Annotated in this window: 16 protein-coding genes and 1 pseudogene; 3 read left to right on the top strand and 14 right to left on the bottom strand. The window is 67.9% G+C overall.

Annotation, left to right across the window (positions count from 1 at the left end; all coding sequences use genetic code 11):
- Window positions 1-19: 19 nt before the first annotated feature.
- The 12 genes from AB5J55_RS01080 to AB5J55_RS01025 all read right to left on the bottom strand — a co-directional run bounded on the left by AB5J55_RS01080 (window position 20) and on the right by AB5J55_RS01025 (window position 12,033).
- The gene (locus AB5J55_RS01080) at window positions 20-511 is read right to left on the bottom strand and encodes a hypothetical protein (RefSeq protein WP_369276045.1); all 492 of its coding nucleotides are present in this window, start codon (window positions 509-511) and stop codon (window positions 20-22) included.
- Window positions 508-1,746, bottom strand: coding sequence for an MCE family protein (locus tag AB5J55_RS01075; RefSeq protein ID WP_369268798.1), 1,239 nt, complete (start codon window positions 1,744-1,746; stop codon window positions 508-510). Before AB5J55_RS01075 ends, AB5J55_RS01080 begins: the two co-directional genes overlap by 4 nt.
- The gene (locus tag AB5J55_RS01070; protein WP_369268797.1) at window positions 1,743-3,065 is read right to left on the bottom strand and encodes an MCE family protein; all 1,323 of its coding nucleotides are present in this window, start codon (window positions 3,063-3,065) and stop codon (window positions 1,743-1,745) included. Before AB5J55_RS01070 ends, AB5J55_RS01075 begins: the two co-directional genes overlap by 4 nt.
- Complete coding sequence (locus AB5J55_RS01065; protein WP_369276044.1) at window positions 3,062-4,168, bottom strand: MCE family protein; 1,107 nt, start codon at window positions 4,166-4,168, stop codon at window positions 3,062-3,064. Before AB5J55_RS01065 ends, AB5J55_RS01070 begins: the two co-directional genes overlap by 4 nt.
- A 26-nt stretch (window positions 4,169-4,194) precedes the next feature.
- On the bottom strand, window positions 4,195-5,355 hold the full coding sequence (locus AB5J55_RS01060; protein ID WP_369268796.1) for an MCE family protein: 1,161 nt from the start codon (window positions 5,353-5,355) through the stop codon (window positions 4,195-4,197).
- Complete coding sequence (locus tag AB5J55_RS01055) at window positions 5,352-6,404, bottom strand: MCE family protein (protein WP_369268795.1); 1,053 nt, start codon at window positions 6,402-6,404, stop codon at window positions 5,352-5,354. Before AB5J55_RS01055 ends, AB5J55_RS01060 begins: the two co-directional genes overlap by 4 nt.
- The gene (locus AB5J55_RS01050; RefSeq protein ID WP_369268794.1) at window positions 6,401-7,642 is read right to left on the bottom strand and encodes an MCE family protein; all 1,242 of its coding nucleotides are present in this window, start codon (window positions 7,640-7,642) and stop codon (window positions 6,401-6,403) included. Before AB5J55_RS01050 ends, AB5J55_RS01055 begins: the two co-directional genes overlap by 4 nt.
- An 8-nt stretch (window positions 7,643-7,650) precedes the next feature.
- Window positions 7,651-8,466 carry an MlaE family ABC transporter permease gene (locus AB5J55_RS01045; RefSeq protein ID WP_369268793.1) on the bottom strand — a complete coding sequence of 272 codons (816 nt, stop codon included), beginning with the start codon at window positions 8,464-8,466 and terminating at the stop codon, window positions 7,651-7,653.
- A 3-nt stretch (window positions 8,467-8,469) separates the two neighbouring features.
- A complete protein-coding gene (locus AB5J55_RS01040) occupies window positions 8,470-9,240 on the bottom strand; it encodes an ABC transporter permease (protein WP_328430308.1) in 771 nt (256 codons plus the stop codon).
- Window positions 9,237-10,184, bottom strand: a complete 948-nt coding sequence (locus AB5J55_RS01035; RefSeq protein ID WP_369268792.1) for an ABC transporter ATP-binding protein — start codon at window positions 10,182-10,184, stop codon at window positions 9,237-9,239. The genes AB5J55_RS01040 and AB5J55_RS01035 overlap by 4 nt, the downstream gene beginning before the upstream one ends.
- A 141-nt stretch (window positions 10,185-10,325) precedes the next feature.
- Window positions 10,326-11,366 carry a sigma-70 family RNA polymerase sigma factor gene (locus tag AB5J55_RS01030; RefSeq protein WP_369268791.1) on the bottom strand — a complete coding sequence of 347 codons (1,041 nt, stop codon included), beginning with the start codon at window positions 11,364-11,366 and terminating at the stop codon, window positions 10,326-10,328.
- Between the two features lie 304 nt (window positions 11,367-11,670).
- Window positions 11,671-12,033, bottom strand: coding sequence for an RNA polymerase sigma factor (locus AB5J55_RS01025; RefSeq protein WP_369268790.1), 363 nt, complete (start codon window positions 12,031-12,033; stop codon window positions 11,671-11,673).
- 653 nt (window positions 12,034-12,686) lie between these two features.
- Here AB5J55_RS01025 and AB5J55_RS01020 point away from each other — a divergent pair.
- Together AB5J55_RS01020 and AB5J55_RS01015 are read left to right on the top strand one after the other, a co-directional pair.
- Window positions 12,687-12,956 carry a hypothetical protein gene (locus tag AB5J55_RS01020; protein ID WP_369268789.1) on the top strand — a complete coding sequence of 90 codons (270 nt, stop codon included), beginning with the start codon at window positions 12,687-12,689 and terminating at the stop codon, window positions 12,954-12,956.
- 250 nt (window positions 12,957-13,206) lie between these two features.
- Window positions 13,207-13,517, top strand: a pseudogene (locus AB5J55_RS01015) (phosphotransferase); the annotation flags it as partial.
- A 1,225-nt stretch (window positions 13,518-14,742) separates the two neighbouring features.
- Here the strand turns inward: AB5J55_RS01015 and AB5J55_RS01010 are convergent.
- Window positions 14,743-15,195 carry a hypothetical protein gene (locus AB5J55_RS01010; protein ID WP_369268788.1) on the bottom strand — a complete coding sequence of 151 codons (453 nt, stop codon included), beginning with the start codon at window positions 15,193-15,195 and terminating at the stop codon, window positions 14,743-14,745.
- A gap of 428 nt (window positions 15,196-15,623) precedes the next feature.
- Between AB5J55_RS01010 and AB5J55_RS01005 the strand changes: the two genes are divergently transcribed.
- Window positions 15,624-16,106 carry a hypothetical protein gene (locus tag AB5J55_RS01005; RefSeq protein ID WP_369268787.1) on the top strand — a complete coding sequence of 161 codons (483 nt, stop codon included), beginning with the start codon at window positions 15,624-15,626 and terminating at the stop codon, window positions 16,104-16,106.
- 245 nt (window positions 16,107-16,351) lie between these two features.
- On the opposite strand, the gene AB5J55_RS01000 is transcribed toward AB5J55_RS01005, so the two are convergent.
- Entirely contained in the window at window positions 16,352-16,513 is a 162-nt protein-coding gene (locus tag AB5J55_RS01000) for a transposase (protein ID WP_369276043.1), read from the bottom strand.
- Window positions 16,514-16,624: the final 111 nt, after the last annotated feature.

The following is a 16,624-nucleotide window of genomic DNA, read 5'->3' as shown; positions in this document are numbered from 1 at the left end:
TCGTACTCCTTGTTACTTGTCAGCCGACGAACTCGACGTCGGACGTCAGCCAGCGGCCGTCCCGGTGGACCAGGTCCAGTTGCAGGCGATACGTGCGCGACTCTCCCTGGGGCGCAGCCGTGTTGGTCACCTGGCTGTCGGCGACGACCAGGACGCGGGCAGAGTCCTCGTCGGAGCGGACGATGCCTGCCTCCAGGATCTGGCCCTCGGATACGGACTTGTTCACCGCGACGAGTCGCGTCAGCTGCTCCGTCTGTGCGGCGAACTGCTTCTTGAAGTCGCCGGTCGCGCCTGCCAGTACGTTCGCGCTGTCACGGTCGTAGTGCCGGTAGTCGAGGGAAGTGAAGTTCAGCGCCGACTGGCGGGCCGCGACCAGGATGTCCTGGCGGACCTGGTTCGCTTCGTGTTGGGCGTGGAGGCCGAGGGCCAGCCAAGTCGTGAGTGCGGTGGTCAGGACCGTCGAGGCGACGAGTCCTGCCTTCAGTGATACAGGGCTGCGCAAGTTCTTCATGCCATGGGGCCAACGAGTAGCCATTGCCACGACTCCTTTCCGAACACGGCCTGCTGGCCGCCCTTCGAGCCGATCTCGACGGCCCTTCCGTCCGGGCCGGCGGTGGTGCCGGTCTCCGGGTCGTACGGGGTCACGTAGGGCGCGTTCTGGGCGCCTCGTACCGATGACTCGCTGCCCTGCGGAAGCGTGCAGCGGGCGTTGGTGTTCGCCTCGCGTGTGCTGGTGTCGGCGGGGTCGCGGCGGGCCGTGCCGTAGCCCTGCGTGCAGGCCGGCGGGTCGTCGGCGTTCACCACCAGGCCGAAGTGGGTGGTGCCGTCGCCGGGGATGACCGTGTAGCTGCCCGCAACCATCACCGGGAAGGTGACCAGGGCCTGCTCCACGCCGGGCAGACGCGCCATCGTCACCTGGCCGCCGCTGATCAGGTTCGCCAGCAGGATCGAGAGCCTCGGCGAAACCGACTTCAGCAGCGAGTTCACCTCCTGTGCCGCCGGCCTCGCGTTGCCGATCAGCCTGCGCAGGTCCCCGTCGCTCGCCTTCAACTGCGCCGTGAGCGTCGCCAGATCGCTTGCGAACGACTTGATGGACGAGCCCTGGTCAGCCTGTGTCTTCAGTACCTTCCGTGAGTCCTCGATGAGCGTGATCGTTTCCGGCAGCGCCTCCGACGCCGACTCCACCAGCTCGTTGCCCGAGTCCACCAGACGGCTGAGGTTCGGGCCCGTTCCCGCGAACGCCTTGCCCAACTCGTCGACCGTGACCTGCAGATCGTCCTTGCCCACCGAGTTCACCAGGCGGTCCAGGCTGAGGATCAGGTCCGTCGTCGGCAGGGGTACGCGTGTTCTCTCGCGCGGGATCGTGCTGCCGTCGAGCAGATGGGGTCCGTGGGAGTTGCGAGGTTGCAGGTCGACGTACTGCTCGCCCACCGCCGAACGGTTCGCCACCACGGCGAATGTGTCCGCCGGGATGCGCGGTGCCCCGTCCTCGATGTCCAGGGCAACCGATACGCCGTCGGTGCCCGTCAGGTGCAGCGCACCCACCCTGCCCACCGGCACCCCGCGATACGTCACCTCGGCGCCGGGGAAAATGCCCCCGGATTCGGTGAAGTCCGCCTGGACCGTGTAGCCGCGGTCCAGTACCTCGTCCACCAGCCCCGTGTACTCGGCGCCGACGTACGACACGCCTACGGCGGTGATGGTGGTGAAGGCGAGAAGCTGGGCCTTGACCGTACGTGTGATCACGGCTGGACCCCCTTCAGCATCAGCTCGGCCAGTGCGAGGTCGATCCCCTTCGGCCAGTCGCTTCCGGTGCCGTAACTGCCGTAATCGCTGTAGCTGCTGGTGCACACCGGTGGGCACAGCGGGTCGCCACTGCCGCCGGAAGGGACCGAGGGGGACGACGGCACGCTCGGTGTGCTCGGGAGCGCGGTGGGTGTCGGAACGGTCGGCAGGTCCGGGAGATCCGGTACCTCCGGGAGGTCTGGGGCCTTCGGGAGCTCGGGCCCCTGAGTCTCCCCGTCGCCACCCCGACTGCCGCCCGGCTTCTCCGTCAAGTTGCCGTAGATCCCGGCCAGATCGAGGTCAGCCGTGATGTGGAGGTTGACGTAGTCGCCCTTGATGGCGTCCACCGCGTTGCGGGGGAAGGGATAAGTGGTCAGCAGCTCCAAGGCGTTGGGCAGGTTGTTTCCGGCCTTGTTGAGTTGTTGCAGGATCGGGCGCAGCCGCTTCAGGTTCGCGACTGTGTCGTCGTGCGAGGCGTTGACCACCTTGGTGCCTGCCTTTCCGAGCTTTGACAACGCCGTGAGCATCCGCGTCAGGTCGCGCCGCTGGTCGGCCAGGACCTTCAGGGCCGGCGGCATCGCGTCCACGGCCTCGGCGATGGTCTTCCTCTCCTTGCCAAGGCGCTTGGCGAGTCGGTCCACGGCCTTCAGCGCCCGGACGATGTCGCCCTTCTGCTCGTCCAGGCCGCCCAGGAACGTGTTCAGTTCCTTCAGTAGCGACCTGACCCGGTTCTCCCGCCCCTCCAGCGCCTTGTTCAGCTCCACGGTGATCGTCTTGAGCTGCGCCACTCCACCGCCGTTGAGCAGCGCGGACAGGGCGGACAGCACCTCCTCGATCTCCGGATTGCGGCCGCTGCGGGACAACGGGATCGCGTCGCCGTCGCCGAGGCGTCCGACCGGTGAGGTGTCCGTCGGCTTGGACAGCGCCACGTACTTCTCGCCGAGCACGCTGGTCTGGCGTAGCTCCGCGATCGCGTTGGCGGGCAGCTTGACCGAGTCGCCGACCCGGAGGCGTACGCGCGCGTGCCAGCCGTCCAGCTCCACCTTCTCCACCGCGCCCACGGTGACGTTGTTGACCTTCACCGCCGACTGCGGCACCAGGTCGAGGACGTCACGGAACTCGACTGTGACGTGATACGCGTTGCCGTCCGAGGCCGCTCCGCCGGGCAGCTGCACGTCGTGCCAACCCTTGAACTCGCAGCCGGAGAGGAGCAGCGAACCGACGGCCGCCCAGGCCGCCGTCCCGCCCCGGCGCAGCACGCTCACGCGCCGAACGCTCATGCGCCGGCCCCCAGGATTCCGCCGAGGGTGCGGTCGAGCGTGCCGGTGACCGCCGGGCCGCCCTGCGGCAACTCCGGCAGGGAGTCGAAGAGCTTCTCCAACTCCTTACAGCCCGGGTTCTTCCCGCCCTCGTCCCCGGTCGTCCTGAGCAGCGAGCACAGTAGCGAAGCTGGATCCTGCGCCTGATCGGCGTTGTTGCGGGTGTCGAGGGTGCCGGCCGACGGGTTGTAGGCGTTGTTGAGGTTCGACATGCCGGTCGGGGCCACCTCCAAAAGCTCCTCCAGCGCGGCTCGTTGGGTGACGAGCACCCTTGTCACCTTGCTCAGACCCTCCACGTTCTCGGTCAGCGACTTCTTGTTCCTCCTCACGAAGCCGGACACGTCGCCCAGCGCCGTCCCGAGGTTCCTCAGCGCCGCCGCCAAGTCCTTGCGCTCGCCCGCCAGTTGCTCGGCGACCCTCGCGAGGCTGCCGTTGAACGACCGCACGCTCTTGTCGTCGGCCGCCAGCGCCGCCGTGAAGACCTGGAGGTTCCGGATCGTTCCGAACAGGTCCGTGCGGCCGTTGGACAGGGTCGTCACTGCCTTCGAGAGGTCCTCGACCGTCTGGTTGAGGTTCTTGCCCTGGCCGTCGAGGTTGTCCGCGCTCACTCCGAGCAGCCGGGACAGGGACCCGTCCTTGTTGGCGCCCTCGGGGCCGAGCGCCTCGGCCGTGGTGTGCAGGCTGTCGAAGACACGGTCCAGCTCGACCGGTACGGCCGTGCGCGACTCGGGGATCTCGTCCCCGTCCTGCAGCACCGGACCGCCCTGGTACACCGGTAGCAGCTGCACATAACGGTCGCTGACCACCGAGGAGTTGATGATCGCCGCCTGTGCTTCGGCCGGGATCTTGCGGTCTGCCTCGTACTCCAGCTTCACCCGCACCCTGCCGCCCTCCGGCGTGATCTCCTTGACCTCGCCGATCCGTACGCCCAGGACACGGACGTCCGAGCCGGGGTAGATGCCGACCGTGCGCGGGAAGTACGCCGTGACGTGGACTGGCTCGGGGCGTGGCCACAGGACGTACGTGATCGCGGCGACGAGGGACAGCGCGGTGAGCAGGGCCAGTCGCTTTCTCAGCTTGACAGGGATGTTCACTGCCCCCCTCCCGTACGCGGCACCACCGGAGCCGCGACCAGGTTCTGGACGTAGGAGTCGAACCAGCGGCCGTTGCCGAGGGTGTTGGTGAAGAGCCGCACGTAGGGCGCAAGGAGCTTGATGCTCCGGTCCAGACTGGATTGGTTCCGTTCGAGCATCGTCACCACGCGGTTCAGGCCCTTGAGCGCGGACCCGATCTCCTTGTCGTTGTCCTGGACCAGGCCGGAGAGCTGGATGCCGAGCGCGGCGGAGCTCTTCAGCAGTCTGTGGATCGCCTCGCGGCGCTTGCTGATCTCTTTGAACAGCTTGTCGCCGTCCTTGACCAGGGCGGTGAAGTCGTCGGATCGTTTGGCCAGTACGCCCGTGACGCCCTTCGCGTGGTCGAGCAGCTCGCGCAGCGCCTTGTCGCGGGAGGCCACCGTCCGGGAAATCTGCGACAGGCCCTTGAGTGACGCCCGTACCTCTTCCGGTGAGTCCTCGAAGGTGGTGGAGATCGTGTCCAGGGCCTTCGCCACGCGGCCGGTGTCGACCTTCTCCGTCGTGGTGGTGAGATCGCTGAAGGCCTGTACGACGTCGTACGCGGGGACCGTGCGCATCAGCGGGATCTCGCTCCCGGGCGCCAAATGGCCCGCGCCCTTGGGGTGCAGCGCGAGATACTTCGCGCCAAGGATTGTCTTGACCCGGATCGACGCGCCGGTCTCGGTGCCGAAGTCCGACTCGCCCTTGATCTTGAAGGTGACCTTGACGTGGTCGCCATCCAGGTCGACCTCCTCGACCTTGCCGACCTTGACCCCGGCGACCCGCACCTCGTCACCGGGCTTGAGCCCGCCCGCCTCCGCGAAGGCCGCGCTGTACGTCTCGCCGGCGCCGATCACCGGCAGGCGGTCGGCGTTGAACGCGGCCACGGCCAGCAGGGCGAGGGCGGTGAGGCCGACGGTGCCGATGACGACAGGGTTGCGGTCGCGGAAGGGGATGAGGCGTGGTCGACGGATCCGCAGCTTCGGCAGCTTGGGCGGCTCGACGCGCACCTTGAACAGCGGCTGCGGACGGGGCCTGCGCTGCACCAGGAGCCGTGTCTTCGGCAGACGTATCCTCGGCAGCCTCGGTGGCTCCACCCGTACCTTGAACAGCGGCTCGGGACCTTGCTTGCGGATCATGCCCCGCACCTCGCCCTCGCCACATGCAGATCAGGCGTGAGTACCTGCTGTGACGTCGACTTCGTCTTCGGCAGTACGATCCGCCCGTCGAAGTCGCACAGGTAGAAGTTGAACCATGAGCCGTAGGACGCCGTCCCCGTCAGCTCGTTGAGCTTGTTCGGCAGCCGCTTCAGGACGCCCTCCACGGTCTTCTCGTTGTCGTTCAGCGTTCCGGTGAGCTCGGTCAGCTCGGCGATGTCGCCCTTCAGCGGCGGACGCGCGTCCTTCAGCAGTGCCGAGGTGGCCTCGGTCAGATCGCCGATGTTCACCAGCGACTGCCCGATGGGCTTGCGGTCGGCGGACAGGCCCGAGATGACCCGTCGCAGCTGCTTGAGGAGGCCGGAGAAGCGGGTTCCGCGTTTGTCGAGCGTCTTCAGCACGGTGTTGAGGTTGTCGATCACCGAGCCGATCAGCTGGTCGCGGCCGGCCAGCGTCGAGGTGAGCGACGCCGTGTGCACGAGCAGGCTGTTGATGGTGCCGCCCTCGCCCTGGAGGGTCTTGATGATCTCGGTGGCGAGCTGGTTGACGTCCTTCGGACTGAGCGCGGCGAACAGGGGCTTGAAGCCGTTGAGGAGCGCGTTGAGGTCCAACGCAGGTTGCGTTCGCGCCAGCGGGATCGTCGCGCCGGGCCGCAGCAGCCGGGTGCCGTCGCCCGTGCCCTCGGTCAGCGCGACGTACCGCTGCCCGACCAGGTTGCGGTACCGGATGACCGCGCCCGTGCTGGTCAGCAGCGGGCGGTCCTGGCCGACCGTGAAGGTGACCTCGGCCAGCGTCCGGTCCTTGATCCGGATGCCCTCGACCTCGCCGACCCGTACTCCGGCGACGCGGATGTCGTCGCCCTCCTCCAGGCCGGTGACGTCGCTGAACACTGCGCGATAGCGATGCTCGGGGGTGAAGGAGATGTTCACGATGGTGGCGGCGAGGAGGGCCGTGGCCAGGATGGTCACCAGCGCGAAAACGCTGAACTTGATGAGGGGAGCAGCGGTCTGCCGCGCGCCTGCGGTCCTCATGCCACACTCACCGCCGTCCCGCGCGCCAGCGGCCCGAACAGCAGTGTCGCGACCGGCGGCACCTCGTCTGCGGGCACCCCCAGGGCGGGCGCGACGAGTGAGCCGACGGCCTGCTGCTCGGCTCGCGTGGCGGACACGCCGAGCGGGGCGTCCGAGGAGGAACCCTCGGACTTCGAACCGTCATCGAGGCGGGCCCCGGGCGCCGGTACCGGCGGACTCGGCAGATCACGGCACTCGGGCCCCGAGTGCTCGCCGTACCGAGGTTCCTCGCCCGGTTCGTAGGCACCCTGCGGCCGCACGACCTCCAGCGTGATGTGCATCTTGCCGCCCCGGAACGCCTCCTCCGAGGCCTTCTCCTGCCGGACCAGACCGGCCAGCAGACACGGGTACTCGGGGGAGTAGCGGGCGAACAGCTCCAGCGTCGGGCGGGAGACCTGGCCGAGGGCGATCAGCCGGTCGCCGTTCGCGTCGAGGAAGTCCTCTGTGGTGCCGGCGACGGTCGCCGTGGTTCTCAATGCCGCCGCCAACTGGTCCTTCTTCTCGACGATGGTGCGGCTGGTGGTGACGGTGTTGCGCAGGATGTCCATCAGATCGGGCGCCGCGTCGCCGTAGATCTCGGCGACCTCGGCGAAGCGGGCGATGTCCTCGGTGAGGGAGGGCAGATGGGGGTTGAGGCGGCGCAGGTAGGCCTCCAGGCGCGTGAGGTTGTCGCCGATCCGGTCGCCGCGGCCTTCGAGGGCTGTGGCGAACGCGGAGAGGGTGGCGTTGAGCTTGCCGGGCTGGACGGTTCGCAGCAGGGGCAGCAGGTCGTTCATGAGCTGCTGCACCTCGATGCCGGCACGGGTGCGGTCCTGGGCGATGACGTCGCCGGCACGGATGGGGCGGGCGGACGAACCGGCGGGCGGCACCAGGTCGACGAACTTCTCGCCGAACAGCGTCTTGGGCAGCAGGCGCGCGTGTACGTCGGAGGGAATGTACGCGACATGCTCCGGCTTGAGCGCGATGTCGAGCGTCGCCTTCGAACCGTCCGCTCGCACCTCGCGCACCTCGCCGACCAGCAGCCCGCGCAGCTTGACGTCGGCCCGCGGATCGAGCTGGTTGCCCAGACTGTCGGCCTCCAGCGTGATCCGCACCACCGGCGTGAACACCTGTCGGTAGACCGCGACCGACAGCCCCAGCAGCAATGCGAGTACGGCGATGAAGACGACGCCGTACAACCGCAGTCTCAGCACCCTCATCCGGCGGCTCATCCCGCGATCCGTACGGTCGTGCCGGCGCCCCATATCGCGAGCGACAGGAAGAAGTCGAGGACGTTGATCGCCACGATCGAGGTCCGCACCGCTCGGCCCACTGCCACGCCGACGCCCGCCGGGCCGCCGCCGGCGTAGTAGCCGTAGAAGCAGTGGACGAGGATGATCAGGACGGCGAAGGCGAGCACTTTGCCGAAGGACCACAACACGTCGACCGGTGGCAGATACTGCTGGAAGTAGTGGTCGTAGGTGCCGGCCGACTGGCCGTAGTAGACCGTTGTGATGGTGCGGGCGGCTACGTAGGAGGACAGCAGGCCGATCACGTACAGCGGGATCACCGCGACGAATCCGGCGATCATCCTCGTCGTCACCAGGAACGGCAGCGAAGGCACACCCATCACTTCGAGCGCGTCGGTCTCCTCGCTGATCCGCATCGCGCCCAGCTGGGCCGTGAACCCGGCGCCGACGGTCGCGGACAGGGCGAGTCCGGCCACCAGCGGGGCGATCTCGCGGGTGTTGAAGTACGCCGAGAGGAACGCGACGAAGTTGGAGGTGCCGAGCTGGTTGAGAGCCGCGTAGCCCTGGAGGCCGACTTCGGTGCCGGTGAAGAATGACAGGAAGGCGATCACGCCGACCGTGCCGCCCACCACCGCCAGCGCACCCCGGCCGAAGCTCACCTCGGCCAGCAGCCGGAGGATCTCCTTCTTGTAGCGGCGCAGGGTACGTCCGGTCCACGCCAATGAGTGGCCGTAGAAGGTGAGTTGGGTGCCCAGCGCTTCCAGGGAGCGCAGAGGGCGGTCGAGAAGTCTCATCGGCTAACCCCTCTGCGGAACGACCTGGAAGTACACCGCGGTCATCACGAAGTTGGTGACGAACAGCAACATGAAGGTGATCACCACCGACTGGTTCACCGCGTCGCCCACACCCTTTGGACCGCCTTTCGCGGTCAGTCCCTTGTACGAGGCGACGATCGCGGCGATTGCGCCGAAGACGAGTGCCTTGATCTCGGCCGCCCACAGGTCCGAGAGCTGGGCGAGGGTGGTGAACGAAGCGAGGTAGGCGCCCGGAGTGCCGTTCTGCAGGACGACGTTGAAGAAGTAACCGCCTGCCACGCCGACCACCGACACAAGGCCGTTGAGCAGGACCGCGACCAGCATCGATGCCAGCACCCGCGGCACGACCAGCCGGTGGATGGGATCGATGCCCAGCACCTGCATCGCGTCGATCTCGTCGCGGATCTTCCGCGCCCCGAGGTCCGCGCAGATCGCCGTGCCGCCGGCGCCCGCGATCAGCAGCGCGGTGACGATCGGCGAGGCCTCGCGCAGCACGGCCAGCACGGAGGCGGCGCCCGAGAAGGACTGGGCACCGAGCTGTCGCGTGAGGCTGCCGATCTGCAGTGCGATGACCGCGCCGAACGGGATGGAGACCAGGGCCGTCGGAAGGATCGTCACACTCGCGATGAACCATGCCTGCTGGATGAACTCCCTTGCCTGGAAGGGCCGCCGGGGAATCGTCCGAGCGACGTCCAGCGCCATCGCGAACAGGCTCCCCGAGTGCCGCAGCGCTCCGATCGGTGAAAGGCTCATGCGCCGACCACCGTCTTCTGGTGCAGCGCGGCCTCGCGCCGGGCGATCGCCTCCCAGCGGGGCGGCCGGGGGATACCGGGCCCCGGCAGCAGGCGGGGAGTCAGAGCCTGGCCGCCGGGAGACTCCGTGCCCTTGGCGTCGTCGCCGAGGGCGGCCAGCTCCTGCTCGACCTGTGCGGCGTCCTTCTCCTCCGCCATGCCGATGGGGCCCTGCATGCGGCCGTTCAGGAACTGCCGCACAACGGGCTCGTTGCTGGTCAGCAGTTTCTCGCGCGGTCCGAACGTCACCAGCTCGCGGCGGAACAGCAGCCCGATGTTGTCCGGCACCTGGCGGGCGGAGGAGATGTCGTGCGTGACGATCAGGAAGGTCGCGTCGATCTGGGCGTTGAGGTCGACGATGAGCTGGTTGAGGTAGGCGACGCGGACCGGGTCGAGGCCCGAGTCGGGTTCGTCGAAAAGGATGATCTCCGGGTCGAGCACCAGGGCCCGGGCCAGTCCCGCCCGCTTCCGCATCCCGCCGGAGATCTCGCCGGGCAGCTTTCCCTCGGCACCGATCAGCCCGACCATGTCCATCTTGTCCAGCACGATGCGCCGGACCTCGCTCTCGGACTTCCGGGTGTGCTCGCGCAGTGGGAAAGCGATGTTGTCGTACAGGTTCATCGAGCCGAACAGCGCGCCGTCCTGGAACAGCACGCCGAAGAGCTTCCGCACCTCGTACAGATCGTGCTCGCGGAGCTTGGTGATGTCCCGACCCTGGATCGTGATCGATCCTCGCTCCGGCTTCAGCAGTCCGACGAGCGTCTTGAGGAACACTGACTTGCCCGTGCCCGACGGGCCGAGCATGACCGAGATTTCCCCGGCCGGCAGCGTCAGTGAGACGTCCTGCCAGATGACCTGGTGACCGAAGGACTTGGTCAGCCCTTCCACACAGATCTCGACACCCATCCGGTCCACCCTTCAGCCCATGGAGCAGCTCTGACACCTGCTCTACGGGGAGGGGCGGGGCGTCCGTCGCTCGGGTGGTGGATTTTTTTCGAGCGGGATTCGAGGCGGGGGACGGGTGGGTCTACGACTGTTTGATCGGAGTTACGGCTGCGGGGGCGCCGTGGGGAGCGGCAGCGACTCGGACGGCACGGCGGGGGGCTCGACCGGCAGGCCTGGGGTCTCGGGCAGTTCCGGCACCTCGGGCCGTCCCGGTACGTCGGGCACACGTGGCACCTCCGGCGCGGACAGCACTGGCAGCGGGGACATCGAGACCTTCGGCACCGCCACTTCCGGCAGCGACGGCACAGACAGCGGCCGGAACGATTCTCCCGACGGCGACCCGGTCGCCTTCGGTTCGGCCGCCGAGTCCGTGGTCCGGTTCCCCTGAGGAGCCCTGCCCCCAGCGCTGCTGTCCGGCCGCAACTCCTCCACACCCGGCGAAGCAACAATGGGCTGCGGAGCAGTGCCGCCGTCGCCCGCGCCCCCGTCGAGCGTGTACGGCAGCACGAACCCCGCCACCGCAAGCGTCGCCGCCGTGGAAGCAACCGCCACGGCCTGCACCTTGCCGCTGCCCCGCGGCCGCCCGATCAGGAACAGCGCGCACCCGAGCGTCGCGGCCAGCGACTGACGCAGCGTCCGCCGCGCCCGGGCCAGCAGCGACTCGACGGTCCGGTAGCTCAGCCCCATCCGGACGGCGACCTGGCCGACGTCGAGATCCTCCGACTTCAGCCGCAGCGCCTCGGCCTGCCGAGCGGGCAGCTCACCACTGCGGACCGCCAGCCACTTCGCCTCGGCCCGGTCGCACACTGCCTCCTCGACGGGCACCGGGCCAGGGGAGATGAGGGTCGGGCTGGTGTGCACCTGGGCCTCACGGTTCACCTGCCGGTAGCGGTCGACGCACAGCCGCATCGTCACCGTTGTCAGCCACGCCGCGAGCCGCTCGTCGTCCAGGTCGGGGCGCTCGGCGGCGCGCAGCATCGCCTCGTGCACCGCGTCCTCGGCGTCCTCCGCACTCATCGACCTGCGCCGGGCCACCTTGAGCAACTGCTCGCGGTGGCTCCACATGCGCTGCCAACGGTCGGCGGCGGCGTGCATCTCCGCAGGTGTCCCTGCGGCTATGTCCGCAGGCGTCTCTGTCCCCATGAGGGCCCCTTCGCTCTCACTCACCGGTCTCGTGCCGTCCGGCGGGGGGCGACATTACCGCCGAGTATCTGCGGTTGTGGAGGGGGCGGCTGTCATCGAGTCCGCGCTGTTACTGGTCAGAGGGCCTTCACACGGACAGGAGGTCCTCGGCTCGGACACGAGCTGTGGAGTGCGTTGCCGTGCTTGAACCGGCATCCGAGGCCTCCGACCCTTTGGGCAGGTCAGGCCCCGTCAAGGTGGTGAGTATCGATGGGGCGCCCGAGGGCACGCGCCCCTGACCTCGGTGAGCGTGTCGAACGGATCCTCAGACCGGTCGGCGAGCGCGGCCTCGGGAGGCCGCGGTGTCCACCAGCTCCGGGCGGCGTCGGCGCTTGCGGTGCATGTCGATGATGCGGCGCTTGAGAATGGTCCAGGCGTAGCCCTCCAGGTTCTCCACCTGCAGCATCCGTGGCCAGCGGTCCATGACCTGGTCGAAGGTCAGGTCCACGGCCTCTTCCGCGTCGGCGTCCGAGCCGAGCTGCAAGTAGGCGTAGTTCATGTGGTCGCTGCGGCGCTCCTGGTGGAAGCCCCAAAATGCCATCTGCCAGCCCATGGGCCACTGGTCGATGAGCACCGTCGGCACGCCGACCGCTCCGCCGGTCTCCTCCGGCCCCGCCTCGCCGTTCACCGGGCATCCCCCGAGGGCTGGTCCGTGCCGGCCAGGGTGCGGGTAGCGGCCAAGCCGGTGATGCCGACGCGTACGGCGGCCCTCAACGACCGCGGCCAACGTCAACGACATCACCCGGACACTCCACCTGGTCGACGGCACCCCCGCCGGTGGCCGGACGTCCTGGCCGGCCAGGACGCCGCCCCGAATCCGTGCCGACCGACAAGGCGTACGGTTCCCGAGCCGTGCGGCGCGATCTGCAACGCCGGCGCTTCATGCCGGTGATCTCTCGCAAGGGCGCCTCGAACGATCCAGGGGCTGGGCGAGCCCCGCTTGGTCGTGGAGCAGACCTTCGCCCTGCTCCGCCAGTTCAAGCGCCTCGCCGCCCGCTGGGAGTAGCGCCTTGAACTGCACGACGCATTCGTCTCACTGGCATGTGGCCTCATCTGCTGGAGGCGACTCAAGAGACAGGTAGCGTGATCACCCGAGGGCTTCGAGTACAGGCCAGGCACCGGGCTCGGCCATGTCGGCGGAGCACGGGAAAGGGCGAACCTGTGTCGCAAGACATGGTGAGAGCTAGCGAGCTGCTGACCGCGCACGAGGTCGAACTCCTGACTCGTGCGCTCCTGGAATGGGGCGGCCCTGCACAGTGCAGCGCTCAACTCGCTGTCGCCATGGGGTTCACCGACGCGCAGGATCTACTCGACCAGTGCCAAAGGCTCCGGAAGGCTCTTGGCGAAGACGCCCCACTCGGCGCAGCGGACTGGGCCCGGACACTTCTCGCTACAGAGATTGTCTTCGTCAGCGACCTTGCCGGCTCTGGCGTCGAATGGTCAACGACCACGGGGCGGGACGATGTGGTGACGATCAGGATGCTGCGGGTGATCCAGAGGAAGCTGACCCGGACTGTCAGGCCCTACTACGGAAAACGACCGAGCGATTAGCGCAGAAGGCCACTCCGTCGTCTTCCACGGCTCGAAGATCTCTCGACCGCTCACCTTGGCTGCACCCGAGTCGACGCAGAAGATCGCGTTACGAGCTCTCAGTGTCTGTGATGCAGGCATGTAGGCCACGTCCCGACGGGGTTGCCGTGCGTCGCAAAATCGGTCGACAGGCGCAGCCGCGAACCACTGTGATGGTTGCGACTTGCCCTCGCACGCAGGGGGCCGACCACGGGAGCTGCTCTCGGTAGCTGTGAGAACTGCAGATGCCCGCCCCTGGATCGATGAGGCACTGGTCAGGCGTCTGGTAGATACGCAGTTCCCGCAGTGGGCAGGGCTGCCTCTGAAGCTGCTCGACCCGGCCGGCTCGGACCATGTGATCTACCGGTTGGGCGAGGAACTGTCCGTCCGGTTGCCCTGCCATGCCATGCCGGGGCCATAGGGCAGGCCAGGAAGGAATTCCAGTGGCTGCCCCGGCTCGCCCAGCACGTTCCCCGGGCCATCCCGGTACCGGTGGGGGTGGGTGACCCCGACTTCGGTTATCCGTGGCCGTGGGCGGTGTCCCTCGGAAGAGGGCGGATCTGAGTACAGGTACTCGGCCGCCAAGCCGTCGGGGCGGGCAGTCTCCCGAATGAGGTGGACGCAGACCGAACTGCCCGCAGACGCCGGGCTGGCCATCGCCGCAATCCTGGCCCTGGCGAGCCTGCGGCTGTTCACCCTGGTGTGCGTCGGGCGCGCACTCTCACGGGAACTCGGCAGCGCTCTGAACGCGCAGCGCGCAGCCTTTCAAGGCCGGCTGGCTCTGTTCTGCTCGCTGGCATTGGCCTCGCTTGCCAGCCCTGTACTTGCTGATATGGCTGGCCCAGACTCACCAGTTGTGGCTCGCTGGGGGGCGCGCAACCGGCACTGCCGTTGTGCACGCTTGCCTGGCTTCACCTTGCTCGAAGGCGCTGGGCAGCGAGCGGGGATAGTAACGATCACGCGATCGTCAGTGGGAACACGCACGCTTCGCCGCGAAGGGTCTGTGTCCTCCGGCGCCCGCGCTGCGCCGGATTCCCAGACTGGAAACGCGGGACCTGCTCGGGAGCATGGAGCGCTTCGCCTGCCCGATGGAGCGCTCGATGGCCAACCATGTCGGGCACAGCGCTTGACCTGGCCCACGGTGGCCTGCGTTACGTCGGAGTCGGGCAGTTTTGGGACATGACGCTTCGACGGCCACCTGCCCATGAACCGGGTTCGCTCAGCGACGATCCGCTCCTCGACTACGCCCTACGGGAGTTGGCGTGGTTCGAGTTCACTCGGCGACGATCACGGTTCGGGCACTACGCGATCGAATTCGGGGCACTGACCACCAGCTCAGTCACGGTGGTCGCGGCGGGCCTCCAAGCGCCTGCCGCAGTGACGGCGACCATCGCGGGCCCGGCCGTATTCTTCGGGGACCTACGCCAGGCATTCGATCAGCGGGGACGGTACGTCCTTGCAGCAGAAGCTTGGGGCCGACCGCATACCGCCATCGAACGCTATCGGCTGCTGCCGCCGAGTGAACGCGGTCCCGATGCGCGTGGCCAACTGTTGGAGCGCATTGAGCCAGTCGTGGACTCCGAGATCACCTCATGGGAGCGGCCCATCGTCATCGGAGCCCTGTGCAATCTCTCGGCGAGCCTCCGCAGGCAGGTCGCTGGCCTACGAGTGCGAAGCACACCGAACGGGCCGGATGCAGCACGCAATGGCTTCCCGGTGGAGAAATCAAGCCGTGTTCGCGTGCATTGAGCAGCATTCAGTTCCGTGATCAGTCGAACCAGACCGTGAGGCGCACGTGCTCTGGGCCATGCAACTCGGCCAGGATCCTCATTACGTCCCAGACCGGCGCCCAGTGGGTCCCCGCCCCGGCCACGGTGCTTCGGCTGAGTGTGCCGGACCGATCGGTCTCGTCCCAGTCGGCGGCTGCCAACTCGGCCCAGCTGATCCAAGTCGTTGCGTGCGCGTCCTGTGGCCCACCCCAGGCGATGAACGCCTCTCGCAGTCCCTCGGAAGCGTCCTCCGGCAGGCCGCGGTCCGCGGACAGCGGTTGGAACCCGAAGGAGTTGCGGATGCCGAAGAGACAGGCAAGGGCGTCATAGGCATTGCCGGTGTTGAGGAGGAAGAGGTCAATGGCGGCGTGCCATATCGCGTCCTCGTCGTTCTCCCCGAAGATCCGGGCCAAGGGCCTGCACTCGATCATTCCGCTGACTTCGGTGGACATGCCCGCAGTCTGCCGGGCGGGCAAGGCTCCTCGCCTCGATTTTTCGATGCAGAACCTAGCCGGCGGGCTCGTAGAAAGTCCGGGAGGTGGGGACGTAGCACACGCTCGTCAGAGCGGACATGTAGAAGATCCGCTGGAGGCCCGATGGTGGTGGCGAGGGTGGTGTAGGTCGCCATTTTGCATCCCGGAGTCGTGCGGTGCAGGGGCCAGGCCGGCAAAGCCGTGAGTCGGTCCGGGCTCGCCGAAGTCCTCGAGGCCGCTGCCGATTGCGGCATCGGGCGCCGCCGCCCAGCAGTGGCCCCATGCCTGGCATGTTGGCCAGGACCTCGGCCAGCCAGTGTGTCCGGAACCGGGCCTCGATGAGCCGGTCGATCTCGGCGCCTTTCTCGTTCAGGGCCGGGACCTCCTGGGTGAGTGTCCCCGAACGCATGACCTGCGACGACCTCGCGGGTCCAGAGGTCCAGGACACCTACACCGGCGCGCTCGCCCACATCATCGAAGCCAAGCACGAGGACCAGCCCCTGCTCGAGGCACCCGCAACCGATGCCGTGGGCGACACGGCGGACCGGCTGCCGCCGAACGCCCTGAGATCATTCAGCGTGACGATGACTCCCGCCCAAGCGCCCCGGTCCGAAGCCAAGGTCGTGCAGGTGGACGCCACTGACGCCGCTCGCCTTGGTGTCATCGTGCGATGCCTGGCGACCACACGGCTGGGCGCGCGTTTTCGCTGCACCAGCCGGGACGGACACGATGTCGACCTGGTAGTGGCCGAGATCCGTCGCTACCCCAAGGTGACGGTCGACGAAGTGGATCCACCTCACGGCGCCCGCCTCGCCCTCACTGGCGCAGGCGCGAACGATCTTCACCTGAAGCCCGGGGACATTGTTGGAAAGACCAAACGCGCCGCCTGATCAAGCATCAAGCCTCAAGCGGTTGCCCCCGTTGGGGACTGACGACCCCCAGTTCAGGCGGCTACGTGGTCGTGTCCGGCCCCTTACCTGCCCTGCGGCTTCACCTGCTGGTGGGTGGGCATCTGGGCTCGCAAATCCTGGTTCGGCTGCCGCCCTGGGTGCGCGGAACCGGGGCTCAGGGAGGTTGGCCTCCGCGGTGACCGGGCCGAGGGCCTGTTGTGCCGGAAGAGGTCGTAGGCGTGATCTCACGGACCGTACCTGTCGAGCACGTCCCGCCACGGGGCACCGGTCCGGGTCCGCCACCGTATGCCGTCTATCAGCTGCCGCAGCGTCCATACCGGCGGACGACCCGGCTTGATGCCCTGCGGCAGCAACGGCTCAAGCCGGGCCCAGTGGCCGGTCGTCAGATTTCCACGCCTCGCAGGACGTGATCACGAACGATCAAGATCCACTTTCGCGACACGCTCTAGCGCGGCCGGGCTCAGGGTGGGGTTGCGCTCTGGTGCACGTCGAGACGC

The sequence above is a fragment of the Streptomyces sp. R11 genome, from assembly GCF_041051905.1.
Lineage (GTDB): Bacteria > Actinomycetota > Actinomycetes > Streptomycetales > Streptomycetaceae > Streptomyces.
The sequence above is the reverse complement of the archived record's forward strand: the minus strand, read 5'-3'. Positions and strand labels throughout refer to the sequence as shown.